The organism is Culturomica sp. (genome assembly GCF_003524185.1).
GTDB lineage: Bacteria > Bacteroidota > Bacteroidia > Bacteroidales > Marinifilaceae > Culturomica > Culturomica massiliensis.
Map to the genome: position 1 here is coordinate 1 of NZ_DOED01000034.1, position 14,109 is coordinate 14,109.

The window sequence follows — 14,109 nt, forward strand, 5'->3', positions numbered from 1 at the left end:
GGGACGGGGATAAAGTGCTATAAAAGTCAAATAGCACTTTATCCCCGTCCCCGGGTGCTACAGAATTCAATCAAAACCGCAAATCGATTGTTCTTCTCCTTTACTTCAATCCTCTGTTCTTCAGCAAAGGCTCTACACCCGGTTCTGCTCCACGGAAATTGGTATACATAACCATCGCATCGTCAATACCACCGGGTGTAAGGACATATTTTCTGAACTTAGCGGCTGTCTCCGGATCAAAGATATTGCCAGTCTCGACAAAAGCCTGATAAGCATCTGCATCCAGAACTTCTGCCCACATATAGCTATAATAACCAGCCGTATAGCCACCTCCCATCGTATGATTGAAATAAGTGGTCCGGTAACGGGGCGGAATCTGACTCAATGCACCCAAGCGTTTCATGCTGGCGGCTTCAAATTTTTCTACATCAAAATCTGCCGGCATCTCCTTCAATACATGATAATCCATATCCAGAACAGAAGCCTGAACATATTCTGCCGTTGCAAACCCTTGTCCGTACTTCCCACTCTTTTCAAGTTTCCCGATCAATTCCTTCGGCATCATTTCTCCGGTCTGATAATGTTTAGCATATACATTCAACACCTCCGGCTCAAATGCCCAATGTTCCATTATCTGAGAAGGTAATTCCACGAAATCACGCGGTACACCCGAAACTCCGTAATAATGAACATCTTTAAACAGGTTATGTAAGGCATGACCGAACTCATGAAACATCGTCGAAGCTTCATCAGGACTTAACAAAGCCGGTTGGCCTCCCGAAGGTTTTGTGAAATTACAAACAATCGTCACAACCGGTGCAACACGCACGGAATCTTTATAAGTCTGGGAACGATATGTACCACACCAGGCTCCGCCCCGCTTACTGGCACGCGGAAAGTAATCCATATACAAAACGCCCAGATGCGTACCGTCGGTATCTTTACATTCGAAAGCAATAGCTTCCTCATGCGGTTTAGGCATATCTTTCAATTCCGTAAAAGTAATACCGTACAGTTTATTGGCAACATAAAACATCCCTTCCCGTACATTTTCCAATTTAAGATAAGGCCGAAGCTGATTTTCATCGATATCAAACTTTTCCTTCATGACCTTCTCATTGTAATAACGCCAGTCCCAACCTTGCAGCTCGTCTTTTACCCCCTCTTTTTTCATTGCAACTTTCAAATCGCCGGCCTCTTCCTTCGCTTTACGCAAAGCCGGTTCCCAAACCTGATTCAGCAAACGGTAAACATTCGCCTCATTTTTAGCCATCCGGTCCTCCAATACAAAAGCAGCGTAATCGTCATACCCCATCAATTTCGCTTTTTCCAGACGAAGACTTACTAATTTCTTTACAACTTCTTTATTATCAGATTCATTGTTGTTATTTCCCCGATTTATATAAGCCTTGAAAATTTTCTCCCTCAACGGTCTCCGTTCTGAAAATTGCAAAAAAGGCATAATGCTGGGATTGTGCAAAGTAAACACCCACTTTCCTTCCAAGCCTGCCACCTTCGCTGCATCAGCAGCAGTTGCAATCAGAGAAGCCGGTAAACCGGCCAAATCTTCCTGATTGTCGATAACCAATTGAAAGGCATTCGTCTCTTTCAGCATATTCTGCCCGAACGTCAGTTGCAACAATGAAATTTCACTGTTCAATGCTCTCAGCCTCTCTTGTTTTTCCGGAGAAAGATTAGCCCCGCCACGCACAAAACTTTTATACGTATCTTCCAATAAAGCCGTCTGTTCTTTATCCAAATTGAAATCTTTCTGACGTTCATACACCTCTTTTACCCGAGCAAACAAGCGCGGATTCAGTTTAATATCGTCCCGGTGCTTCGACAACAGCGGAGCCAACTCTTTACTCAATGCCTGCATTTCTTCCGAAGTATTGGCACTATTTAAACCATAAAATACAGAACTGACTTTACTTAACAAGCGTCCACTCTGATCCAAAGCTACAATGGTATTTTCAAAATCAGGCATTGAACGCTGATTCAATAAAGCATCAATTTCCTGCTTCTGTTCTTCCATTCCTTTCAGAAAAGCCGGTTTATAATGCTCTATTTTAATCTTATCAAAAGGAGGGACTCCGAACGGAGTCGTATACTCCGCAAAAAAAGGATTTTCCGATGACTTAGCATCTTTTCCGGGGCTGTTACAGGCTCCTAATACCATAACAAGTCCCGCCATAATTAACATTCTTTTCATATATCAACGTTTAATTTAAAATTCACCGGGGATAAAGATAACAAATCGGGCAACGACTTCCTTCATATACACTTGCTTTTTTAATCAGCTTTTTGTTATTTTGCCGTTTATATAAATGAGTGTACAAAAGGTTTAGCGGTTTTCATGCAATTCATTCCGATAATCCGATTCCTTTTTTCGACTCTGAAAATAAACAAAATAGTGAACAATAATGGGTATTTTCAAATCACTTTTCGGTCGTGAGGCAGAACAACCGGAAGAGGCTCAGGACAAAAACCAAGAACGGAATTTCGATATTCTCAAATATGATGGATTAAAAGCGATGAAAATCGGTAAAACAGGCTATGCCATCCGTTGTTTTAACGAAGCCCTTGCCATCCGGGAAGAATTTGAAACCTTGAATTACCTGGCACTGGTTTATATTCAGGAAAACGATACGACAGAAGCCATCGATATATACACCCGGATGGTAAAAATTGATCCGGAACACACAGATACATTCTTAAACCGGGCCCAGCTATATCTCCGGGAACAACAACCGGAAGCCGTTATCGCTGACTGCGAATATGTACTTAGCAAAAACCCGGCAGAATTCAGAGCTTATTTTTTCATGGCAAAAGCCCGGCAAATGATGCAACAACAGCAAGAAGCAATTGATGATCTGAATAAAGCAGCCGGTATCAAAAGTGACTTCATGGAATTATTTCTATTACGTTCTTCCATTTGGATGGAACTCAAAGAATATGAAAACGCCTTAAACGACACAAATACAGCCATTTCCATTTCATCCGAAGAAGAAAGTACTTACCTGCAAAGAGCTGCGATCTATGAAGCACTTGGAAATACAGAAGCTGCTTTACAAGATTATGCCACTGTCGTGGAATTAAATCCTTTCCACGAACAGGCCTATCTGGAAACCGGACGTATTTTGCTGGACCGGCATCTGATCGACGAAACAATCCGGCATTTTGACGAAGCGATTGAAAACAAACCTGATTTCGGACGAGCCTACACCGCCAGAGGCCGGGCAAAAGAATTGAAAGGCGACATGGAAGGAGCACAGGAAGACCTCCAAACCGGTGCCGAACTGTCCGAGGAAAACGATGAAATTGAAAAACAACCTGTTAACTTCAATGACATGTACGCCAACCGGCCTTTATAAAGCAATTTTACAACTCCTTCAAACACTCTACGGGATTTAGGGTTACTATTTTTCGGATTTGCCAGGTAACGACAAGACAGACAAAGGTCAAACAGCAGAGTGCTACCAGGATGAAAAAATACCAATTCAGTTCAATCCGGCAAGCGAATTTTTCCAACCAGGAGCTGATGAGATAATACCCTAACGGAATACTAAAAAGGCAAGCCCACAATGTCAACACCACAAAATCCCGGTTAAGTTGTCTTTGAATAGCCCATTCCGTACCACCGTTGATCTTCCGCAGAGCCACCTCCTTCTTGCGGCTGGCGACAAAAAACACGGAAAAGGCAAATATACCGAGCCCCCCGATAAATATAGCGATCACGGCTACGATATTGATCAAACGCATAAAAGCTTCTTCTTTCCCATAAAGTCGTGCATAATCGTACACATAATAGCAGGTAAGATTATTTTCATGCAAAAATTGGAACACTTCCGTTTTTTTCAACGGCATATAACAAATTGTCGTTATATCATTGTTCATAAATCCATGGCTATAAGAGCCTTTACTATAACTGATCACTAAAGGATCAATCTCTTTATACAAGGGATGAGCATAAAAATCTTTAACAATACCGATGATTTTAAAATTTGAAAACGGCTCATCGTCAAAAGTCCTGCCCCTGAATAGGGTACCAACAGCCTGTTTCAGTCCGGATTTTCGAACAAATTGCTGATTGACAAGCAAAGGAATAACCCCTGTATTTTGCGGATCTGTTGCCGGATCGAAGTTTTTACCTTCCAGCAACTGTATCCGGTAAGTACTTAAATAATCAGCATCTCCACTGATAATTTCGGCTTTTTCCGGCATAAGTCCGTTATCAAACTGACAGGTCAATTTTAAAAAAGAAGGCTCTTCCATAGGCAAGGGAGTGCTCCCCGAGGTTACGGACAAAATATCCGGATTACCCGATAACGTAGCTTTGATAACTTCATTACTACCGGAGACACTCAATACATTTTCGACACTGTAGCCTAAATCTTTGTTTTTAAGAAAACCGATTTGTCGATTGACAATCGTAGCCGTAACAAACAATAAAGAAAATATGGCAACGGAAACAAAAGCCAAAACCTTCCGCAAATCAAATACGGAAACTTTCTTATCAACAGATTCTTTTATTCCACCGGTATTTAACCTATTCAGAAAATAATAACTCAAAGAAACGCTAATAAAAACAATAAATACACATAATATGCCAATAAAGCAAAAAACACTTGCGACACTGAACGGGAAAGGATAGTGAAATCCCGGTGTAATTACTTCCTGAAAAGCCGGAAAAAGCCACCTGGCTAAACAAATTCCGATAATTCCCGAAAGCACGAAATACACCGTTGTCTCTACCAGAAAATGAATCCATACACTCTTATTATCAGCACCATAACAACGTTGAATGGCAAACATTCTCAAATTATGTTGGCTCTGTACGACTTTGATCATGACGTAATTACAAGACGAAAGAAAAAATATGAGCAAGGTAATCCCGACAAGCAAACGGGTAAGAAACAGTGAACCCTGAGGTGCTTTATAATCACTGCTGTATTCAACATTCTCTCCGTGGTAATAAACACTACCGAGGGATTGAAGCTTGAATTGGTATTCTGTTTCCGGCTGGACGACAGCATAAAATTTTTTAATATCCTCTTCTATCGTCTGAACGGAATTTTTCGGACTTAACTGTACATAAGTAAGAGACAAAAAATTATTGTTCCAGTCCGTAAATTGTTCCGTATAACGATAATCCAATACAATATCCGTTTGTAATGTCGACCAGGCAGGAATATTCCGCATAACAGCGACCACCTGGTAAGGAATAGGCTTGGGAAACCACATATCCGAACGGACATAAACATTTTGTCCGACAGGATCCGTATCCTTAAAGTATTTTTGGGCCGCTCTTTCCGAAATCACAGCCCATCGAAAAGGCAGATTTTGAGAAAATACCCCATGCACCAACGGAAAAGTAAAAACACTGAAAAAAGTAGAATCAGCATGAAAACATGTTTCTACTGCATTAAAATCGGCCATCCCTTCCGTCTTTATTTCCATTGATTGCGGCCAAATACGAACAAAATCCTCAATCCCGCTGATTTGTCTCAAAACCGAGGGAGCCAGCAACCCACAATGCTCGCTGCTATAGGTATCGTCAGATTTTTCCTTGCCCAATATACGATAAATATTCTCACCATTCCGATGGAATTCATCCGTCTGTACTTCTTTTACAACAAAGCTATAGACAAGGAGACCAATTGCTATCGCAACGCTTAATCCCATCAGGTTTATAAAAATATACAACCTGTTTCGCGACAATTGCCGGGTAATAATCGTGAACAATCTCATACATCCGAATCATTTGTATACATAAATTAACAAAACACATGCCATTTTAATAAACTGCTGTATATAAGAATATTACATACACATAATCCTTTAAACTTGTAAAAGAAATAGACACTTATTGTCTCATTATTAGACAAATGCACAAAACAGATATTCCAATCAGAGATATCCATCCAAGCCTCAACTGTAGATTCAATATTTCAATTTCCGACTCTGTCCATTGTATTATTTTTCTTTTTTCTCCGGATCTACCCGGTCCAAATGAAACTCCAGTGCTTTGACAGAGATAAGCAATTCTTTCACCGATAATCCGAGTGAAATAACCAAAAGCAATAATGCCACTCCGAAAATATAGACGGCAGCCATTTGCCAGCCAACGTAAATAAAAAGCGTACACACGACACAAAGTAATAAACTCATCACTCCGAAAATTTGCATAGAACGGGTAATATAGAGCCTTTTTCTCAAATTATCGATCTGTCTTTGAGTGATAGGTGTCGGATTATTTTCATGCTCATTTTTCAAATTACGGATCACCGAGGCATAGGCCAGAAAGCGGTTTGTATAGGCCAGCATAATCAAGGATATGGCCGAGAACAATATCGAAGGAGTTGTTAATGTCAAATCTTCCATAATTTCAACTTTTTTAAATAGAAAACAACGTTCATAAAAGCAGACGCAAGGCGAAAACCACTTTTTAAAATATACGTATGTAAATTAAGCTTGTTTATTTTTTATTTCAAAAATAAAAAAACAAATCATCGGTTCCGGCATCCAATCGTAAATCAAAATCTTCTAAAGACCAGCGTATATGGTCTATTAAAATCTAAAATCAAATCCGCGGAATCAGCAAAATCTGCAGGCCAGCAAAACCGTAAATCAAAATAAAGCCTCAGTCAATCGTAACATATATGTCTCTCATTTTTAACGCATTCTTCATAAAAACGGATTTATTTTGTATAAGTAAAAAAAGAACTATGAACGACAGATTAAAAGTTTCAACAGTAGTTATCTCGGATGTACATTTGGGTTCTGAACATTCAAAAGTAGACGAACTTACTCGTTTTTTAAAAAGTGTTGATTGCGATAAACTTATCCTGAACGGAGATATTATCGACGGTTGGAAACTACAAAAGAATCCTTTCGGCCGTTGGAAAAAAAGTTATACCGATCTGATCAAAGTCATCATGAAAATGATGGAAAACCATCGGACACAGGTTATTTATGTAAGGGGAAACCACGATGACTTCCTTGACAAATTAGTACCGTTAATACTCCCCAACATCTCTATTGTCAGCGACTATGTCCATGTATCTAAGGGGAAACGCTATTATGTTACACACGGTGATATCTTCGATACCATCACATCCCATATGATCTGGCTGGCGAAACTCGGTGATTACGGTTACTCATTCCTGCTGTGGTTGAATAAAATACTGAATAACTATCGCCGCCGGCATGGTAAGCCTTACTACTCCTTCTCCCAACGTATCAAACACAAAGTAAAATCAGCCGTATCCTACATTTCAGATTTTGAAAAAGAACTGGTACAGATTGCAGCAAACCGCCACTTTGACGGTATCATCTGCGGGCACATCCATCAACCCGCCGATACCTGGTACGAAAAAGTACATTACCTGAATTCGGGTGACTGGGTAGAATCACTCAGTGCACTCGTCGAGTATCCGGACGGTCGTTGGGAAGTATACGATTACAATAAAGATGAAAAAATGCAGGAAAAAACATTAAAAATAGCCGTATAGAGCCAACATTCAATATCCGATTCATGCGTTTTATTTTCACAATTCAGGGAGAAGGCCGGGGACACTTTACCCAAGCGATAACATTAGAACAAATCTTAAGACAGCAAGGTGACGAGGTCATTGCAATACTTGTCGGCAAAAGCAGCCGCCGTGAAATACCTTCCTTCTTCACAACCAAAGTAAAAGCGCCTGTATACAGTTTCGAAAGTCCGAATTTTTTACCGACACCACTGAACAAACGTTCACCACTGTTGAAAAGTGTGGCTTTCAATCTGAAAAAACTACCTGCTTTCAGGCAAAGTATCGGTTTCATAGACCGAAAAATCAAGGAGCTGCAACCGGATATGGTCATTAATTTTTATGAATTAATGACAGGACTGACATACCTGTTCAGACATCCTGAAACTCCAATGGTTTGCATTGGTCATCAATACCTTTTTCTTCATAAAGACTTTGTATTTCCCCGCAAACCATGGATTCAACTCGCCTCTCTCCGCTTTTTCACCCGCTTAACTGCCATCGGCTCTTCACTCAAACTCGCACTCTCATTCTATAATTTCCCCGAAGACCCTAAAAAACGAATCATTATCGTACCGCCATTACTACGGGAAGAAGTTCTATCCCGAAAACCGACACGAGGTAATTACATTCACGGCTATCTGCTCAATAACGGCTACGTGGAAGAAATTGCCGAATGGCACCGGCGCTATCCGCATTATCCTCTCCATTTTTTCTGGGACCGGAAAAATGCTCCCGAAACCCAGGAGATCGCACCCGGCCTTACCCTTCACCGAATCGACGACAATCTGTTTATCGACTATATGGCCGGATGTAAAGCATTTGCCACCACAGCCGGATTCGAATCAGTCTGCGAGGCCCTTTATTTACAAAAACCGGTACTCATGGTTCCTGTACACATCGAGCAGGAATGCAATGCGTTCGATGCAACACGTGCCGGAGCAGGAATCCGGTCTGATCGTTTCGATCCGGAAACCCTGCTTTCCTATCTGCCTTCCTATCGTCCGAATCCCGTTTTCCGCTCCTGGACACAATCGGCCGGGATACGGATTTATGCAACACTCCTAAAATACAAAAGCAACTCCCGGAAAAAAGTCCCCTTTTACGACCGCTGCATCGGTAAACTAAAATCTATCCTTTCCATCAAAACCTTAGTGCAAGTATAAACGTTTAAGCAACAAAACCATATACCCAGGTTTTAAATTGTAGATTGACGATTTTAGATTACATTTACAATTCCTTCTCTGGAAGAGAAAAATATAAATCGTAAATTAAAAATAAATATACGGCTATGCTTACGTTTCAACCCATCACACCGGAAATCAGAGAGCTAATCACCACCTACACCCTACCCGGCGAATACCGTGACAACAACTTATCCATTTGCAACCTGTGCTGTTGGCATTTTCTCAACGAAAGCAGTTATACATTGATCGGTAAACAACTGGTTATACGCTTCCGCTATCACGACGGCAATTCGATTTATACATTACCTTTCGGAGAAGGAAATACGGCTGAAACGTTAGAAATACTACATACAGAAGCCCAAAACAACAAACAGCCTCTGATGTTTTTCGGTTCCTCTCCTTATCTTCAAAATGAGCTTGAAAAATATTTTGAACAAAAATTCAAATTCCATTGCCCGCGGGATCATGCCGACTATCTTTACATCCGTGAAAACTTAGTCACACTCAGAGGAAAAGACTACCAACCGAAACGCAATCATGCAAACCGTTTCCGTAAAAAATACGATTATCAATATTTACCGCTGACTCCGGCCATTGTTCCTCATTGCCTGGACCTGGCTGCAAAATGGTGTGAAGAACACGATTGCCAGGACGATCCCAATTTGCAATACGAACAACAAGCCATGAAATTTGCCATGGAACACTTTGAGACACTGGCCCTTCTAGGGGGAGCCTTATGGGTAGATAATGAAATCGTAGCTTTTACTTACGGAGCCCCGGTCAATTACGACACATTCTGTGTACACATAGAAAAGGCTGATACAAATTTTGACGGGGCTTACACCGTAATGAATCAGGAATTTGCTTCCAGAATCCCAGAACAGTTTACTTATATAAACCGGGAAGAAGATTTAGGTATACCCGGTTTAAGAAAGGCCAAACTATCATATTCCCCGGCGCTTCTATTAAAAAAATGCCGGGCTACACTTATTGAAGAATAAAGCAGAAACTTAAGAAAGTAATAAATCTTCATATTCTTTATGCCGAATCATGAATGTTTCTGCAAAAGGACAAGAAGGCACTACATTCAGATGACTTTCCCGTGCATATTCCAATGCTTGTTTTACCAATGCCGAGCCGACTCCCTTACCTTCCAGTTCCATCGGCACAACCGTATGCAGAATATCCATCACGCCGTCGGCAATAACATACTCCAGATAAGCTGTACTTCCCTGTATTTCAACCTCAAACCGGCTTTTCTTTTGACTATGACCCACCTTATATTTCATAACTTCAGTTATTAGTAAATAAATCCATCTTATTTATCGAATTCCATCAGAAAATGATAGCGAAATATAGACAATAAATGTGAAAAACAAAACAAAGAACTATGTTTTAAAAAATAACCTTTATTTTTGCGGAACGACTTATGTTGAGAAAATTATTATTTCTACTATTATCAGTCTGTTCGACATATATTTGCGTAGGTAATCCTTATGCCGACGACTTCGAATCCGTAACTCCGGATCAAGGCCTGGCCGATCCGGTCATATATTGTTTTGCCCAGGATCCGCAAGGCTATATCTGGATCGGAACAAAAGGAGGCCTAACCCGCTATGACGGTTACAGATTTACTACTTATACCCACACGGCAGGCGATACCACCTCTCTTTCTCATTCCCGGATCAATTGTCTGATGGCTGACGGAGATACGATATACATCGGAACAGACAGAGGGCTCAACCTATACGATATCCGTACCGGCAAAATCCGGCAACTCCTCAATACGCAAAATTATTCCGTAAAATTTATTCTTCATGATGCAAACAAACGTTTATGGATAGGTACAAATCAAGGCTTACTGAACTTCACTGAAAAAGGCATCGTCCGTTATTCCCGGCAAGACAGTCTTCACTATTTCCCCGGCGAATATGTCCCCTGCGGATACCTTGCCGATGACTCCGTCCTCTATGCCGGCACTCATAATTACATCTGCCGTTACCGGGAAGACGGGAAATTCAATCCGATACCCTTGCCTTTTTCTGAAAATTTAAAAGATAACTTGCTGCTTTCACTGATCGGAGACAAGGAATATCCGGGGCACCTATGGCTGGGTACAGAACAAGGTTTAATCCGGACGGATATGACAACGGGCAAATCAACCTTGTTTCTCCCCAATACACCGATCAAATCTCTGCTATACGACGAAAACGGATCGCTTTGGATCGGGACGGACAACGGACTGTATATTAAATCTCCGGGGACGACTGATTTTACCTATAAAAGAAAAAGTACCGATAACCCATATTCATTGCAAAACGATGTTGTATGGACCATTTTCAAGGACCGTGAATCCAACCTTTGGTTCGGAACAGACAACGGCATATCCATAAAACAAGCCCGCAACAGCTACAATAGTTATTCCATCCGGGAAATTACAGGCAGTAACGAAGAAAACCTGCTCTTTACCATACACCGGGACAATCACGGCAATCTATGGCTGGGAGGATCAAACGGACTTATCCGCTGGCACCGGGCCACCGGAAAATACGAATGGTTTAAAGCCGGTAAAAACGGATTGTCTCACAACAAAGTACGCTATTTGTATGAAGACCCGCAATCGCTCTGGATAGCTACAGACGGCGGACTCAACTGCTACGATTATGCCGGCGGACAAATCCACCGCTATATCATCCGGGACAAAAACGAAGCCTATAACTCAAACTGGATGTACTGCATCGTCGAAGATAAAGCCGGAAAACTATGGCTGGGAACTTATGAAGGCGGAATCTTTGTTGTTGATAAAAAACAGTTGTCAACAACCGCAGACATCATATATGCGGAAAATCATTTCGGTAGCTATACCGCTACCCGGTCCATATCGGGAAATATTATCAATTCACTTGCCTTGCATCCGGACGGGGCAATATGGGCCGGTACAGACAACTCAGGCATCAACCGGATTTCGACAATTGAACAAAAGGTCAATATCTATACGCACCCGGCCGACGGTTTGAGCAGCAATTTTATCAAATCCCTTGCCATAGACGATAAAGGAGAAATATGGATCGGTGCGGACAATGGACTCAATTACCTGAAAAAGCCTTATGAACAAATCCGGACAATAGAACCGGAAAAAATTACCGATCCGGTACGTTTTATCACAATTCAAAACGATAACCTCTGGTTCGGTACCAACATTGGAATTGCTTGTTATAATCGCACCCGCCGAAATCTCAATGCAGTATATCTGGGACAATCCTACTTTTCCTGTGCCACCTATTACGCCCCCGAAAACCGAATGTACCTGGGAGCGTCCAACGGAGTAATCGAATTTTATCCCGACTCCCTTTTAAAAGCAGAAACCGTACCGAGTTTACAAATTACCGGATATTCCACGGACAACGATCAAACTCAAAAAGAATTATTTGAAAGGAAAACACTTCGTTTACCTTACCGGCAAAACTCCTTTTCCGTAGAATTTTCGGCATTCCTTTACCGCAAAGCTTTTCTACGATATGCCTACCGTCTGAAAGGATACGACAATATATGGCGGGAAATACCGGGGATCTCCAACCGGGCCACCTATATCAACGTACCTCCCGGACAGTATACGTTCGAGGTAGGCAATATTGACAGCGACGGAACATTCATGGACAATACTGCATCCGTCGAAATCACAATACTTCCGCCCTGGTATCGTACAACGATTGCTTTACTCGTTTACATTCTGCTGCTGGCAGGCATTGTCATCGGGATCATCTACCGCACCCACAAACGCCACCGACAGGAAATCGAACGGGTGAAACGGGAAAAAACGATGAAATTAACACGCATGAAACTTGATTTCTTTGCCAATGTATCCCATGAATTCAAGACACCTTTGAGTCTGATTATCGGTTACATCAGTCAGTTAATCGTGCACGAAACCGACAACGAACAAAAGCGACAAATGCAGATTGTCCGCAAAAACGCAGATAAGATACATACACTCATCAATCAAATGCTTGATTACAAAGAAGGCGAAAACAAAGACGAGGAATTGATATTATCGGAAACAACCCTGCCTGAATTTATCCGGGAAATATTCACACAATTTGAAACCACATTCCGGGAGAAAGGAATCAATGCCGAATTTACTGCCGATAATATCCCGCACACCTTCTCCATCGACCGGGTAAAAATGGAATCGGTATTGACCAATTTATTATCGAATGCTTCCAAATTCGTTTCTCCACAGGGCCATATCCGGCTATCCGTAACTACGGTTCAAGAAGACGAACAATTTTATACCGCTTCAATTTCAATAGAAGACGACGGTTGCGGAATCCCGGCAAACGATTTACCGAAAGTATTTGACCGCTATTTTATATCGCAGTCTTCGCAGCACCTGAACAAAGAAGGTAGCGGTATCGGCCTGGATATCGCCCGGAAAATTGTAGAACAACACGGAGGAACGATCGGCATCCGATCGGAAGAAAATAAAGGAACTTGTGTAACCATCACTTTGACAACCTCCAAAACAATCGCTTTTACCAAAGACGGACTCCCCGGCAATCGGATTGGTACACCGGCAGAGAAACCGATTGTCCTGGTTGTAGAAGACAATACCGAAATCCGGGAATTCATCACATCAAATCTATCGGAGCATTTCTGCTTCCTGACGGCAAGCAACGGGAAGGAGGGTGTGGACATCGCCCGGAAATCCATGCCCCAACTGATCATTACCGATCTGATGATGCCGGAAGCCGACGGCGAATACCTCTGCCGTAGCTTAAGAAACAATGTCAACACGGCATTTATCCCAGTCATCATCCTCACAGCCCGCAACGACAGTCAGACAGAATTACAGTCGTACGAATACGCCGACGCTTTTATCACAAAACCGTTCGACCTGAACTACCTTTACCGCTTAAGTGAAAAATTAATCACCAAATCCCGGAAAATCGCCGAAAAAACACGCCAAAAAGAGATCATTACCCCTCAAGTCACAGAACTCATTTCCCCTGACGAGCAATTTTTAAAACAAATCACCCATATTATCGAGGAATCCCTTTCCGATCCGGATCTGAACGTAACCACCCTCTGTCAGAAAAGCGGCATAAACGACAAGCAGGTATACCGGAAAATCAAACAATTGACAGGGATGAGTGTCGTCGAGTACATCCGGAGCATCCGCCTCAAAAAAGCCGCCATGTTCTTACGCCAGGACAAACTAAGCGTTTCCGAAATCATGTACCTGGTCGGATTCTCCAACGCCTCCTATTTTACCCGCTGCTTCAAAGAAGAATACGGTGTCAGCCCCAAAGAATTTACCAGACAAAATAACACAAGTAAGCACGACAAACCTACTGAAAACTGAAAAAATCAATATTCTTCTATTTCAGCAA

9 protein-coding genes are annotated in these 14,109 nt (G+C 41.8%); 5 read left to right on the forward strand and 4 right to left on the reverse strand.

Annotation, left to right across the window (positions count from 1 at the left end):
* Positions 1 to 100: 100 nt before the first annotated feature.
* On the reverse strand, positions 101 to 2,212 hold the full coding sequence (locus DD657_RS12125; protein WP_287050026.1) for a M3 family metallopeptidase: 2,112 nt from the start codon (positions 2,210 to 2,212) through the stop codon (positions 101 to 103).
* Between the two features lie 211 nt (positions 2,213 to 2,423).
* On the opposite strand from DD657_RS12125, the gene DD657_RS12130 reads away from it, so the two are divergent.
* The gene (locus DD657_RS12130; RefSeq protein ID WP_287050027.1) at positions 2,424 to 3,374 is read left to right on the forward strand and encodes a tetratricopeptide repeat protein; all 951 of its coding nucleotides are present in this window, start codon (positions 2,424 to 2,426) and stop codon (positions 3,372 to 3,374) included.
* Positions 3,375 to 3,381: 7 nt separating this feature from the next.
* Here DD657_RS12130 and DD657_RS12135 read toward each other — a convergent pair whose 3' ends face one another.
* Both DD657_RS12135 and DD657_RS12140 read right to left on the reverse strand, forming a co-directional pair.
* A complete protein-coding gene (locus tag DD657_RS12135) occupies positions 3,382 to 5,751 on the reverse strand; it encodes an ABC transporter permease (protein WP_287050028.1) in 2,370 nt (789 codons plus the stop codon).
* 225 nt (positions 5,752 to 5,976) lie between these two features.
* Positions 5,977 to 6,384, reverse strand: a complete 408-nt coding sequence (locus tag DD657_RS12140; RefSeq protein ID WP_021989170.1) for a DUF2721 domain-containing protein — start codon at positions 6,382 to 6,384, stop codon at positions 5,977 to 5,979.
* A 344-nt stretch (positions 6,385 to 6,728) separates the two neighbouring features.
* Between DD657_RS12140 and DD657_RS12145 the strand changes: the two genes are divergently transcribed.
* The 3 genes from DD657_RS12145 to DD657_RS12155 all read left to right on the forward strand — a co-directional run bounded on the left by DD657_RS12145 (position 6,729) and on the right by DD657_RS12155 (position 9,720).
* Positions 6,729 to 7,514, forward strand: coding sequence for a UDP-2,3-diacylglucosamine diphosphatase (locus DD657_RS12145; protein WP_068690912.1), 786 nt, complete (start codon positions 6,729 to 6,731; stop codon positions 7,512 to 7,514).
* Between the two features lie 23 nt (positions 7,515 to 7,537).
* Positions 7,538 to 8,698: a glycosyltransferase family protein gene (locus DD657_RS12150; RefSeq protein ID WP_287050029.1), complete on the forward strand. Its 1,161-nt coding sequence runs from the start codon at positions 7,538 to 7,540 to the stop codon at positions 8,696 to 8,698.
* Positions 8,699 to 8,823: 125 nt separating this feature from the next.
* Positions 8,824 to 9,720, forward strand: a complete 897-nt coding sequence (locus DD657_RS12155) for a DUF2156 domain-containing protein (protein WP_287050030.1) — start codon at positions 8,824 to 8,826, stop codon at positions 9,718 to 9,720.
* Between the two features lie 9 nt (positions 9,721 to 9,729).
* On the opposite strand, the gene DD657_RS12160 is transcribed toward DD657_RS12155, so the two are convergent.
* A complete protein-coding gene (locus DD657_RS12160) occupies positions 9,730 to 10,008 on the reverse strand; it encodes a GNAT family N-acetyltransferase (RefSeq protein WP_021989174.1) in 279 nt (92 codons plus the stop codon).
* A 140-nt stretch (positions 10,009 to 10,148) separates the two neighbouring features.
* On the opposite strand from DD657_RS12160, the gene DD657_RS12165 reads away from it, so the two are divergent.
* Positions 10,149 to 14,081, forward strand: coding sequence for a hybrid sensor histidine kinase/response regulator transcription factor (locus DD657_RS12165; RefSeq protein ID WP_287050031.1), 3,933 nt, complete (start codon positions 10,149 to 10,151; stop codon positions 14,079 to 14,081).
* Positions 14,082 to 14,109: the final 28 nt, after the last annotated feature.

What these genes read in the sequence shown, in the direction of transcription:
- DD657_RS12125 (WP_287050026.1), bottom strand. Translation starts at nt 2,212, where the DNA reads ATGAAAAGAATGTTAATTATGGCGGGACTTGTTATGGTATTAGGAGCC.
- DD657_RS12130 (WP_287050027.1), top strand. Translation starts at nt 2,424, where the DNA reads ATGGGTATTTTCAAATCACTTTTCGGTCGTGAGGCAGAACAACCGGAA.
- DD657_RS12135 (WP_287050028.1), bottom strand. Translation starts at nt 5,751, where the DNA reads ATGAGATTGTTCACGATTATTACCCGGCAATTGTCGCGAAACAGGTTG.
- DD657_RS12140 (WP_021989170.1), bottom strand. Translation starts at nt 6,384, where the DNA reads ATGGAAGATTTGACATTAACAACTCCTTCGATATTGTTCTCGGCCATA.
- DD657_RS12145 (WP_068690912.1), top strand. Translation starts at nt 6,729, where the DNA reads ATGAACGACAGATTAAAAGTTTCAACAGTAGTTATCTCGGATGTACAT.
- DD657_RS12150 (WP_287050029.1), top strand. Translation starts at nt 7,538, where the DNA reads ATGCGTTTTATTTTCACAATTCAGGGAGAAGGCCGGGGACACTTTACC.
- DD657_RS12155 (WP_287050030.1), top strand. Translation starts at nt 8,824, where the DNA reads ATGCTTACGTTTCAACCCATCACACCGGAAATCAGAGAGCTAATCACC.
- DD657_RS12160 (WP_021989174.1), bottom strand. Translation starts at nt 10,008, where the DNA reads ATGAAATATAAGGTGGGTCATAGTCAAAAGAAAAGCCGGTTTGAGGTT.
- DD657_RS12165 (WP_287050031.1), top strand. Translation starts at nt 10,149, where the DNA reads ATGTTGAGAAAATTATTATTTCTACTATTATCAGTCTGTTCGACATAT.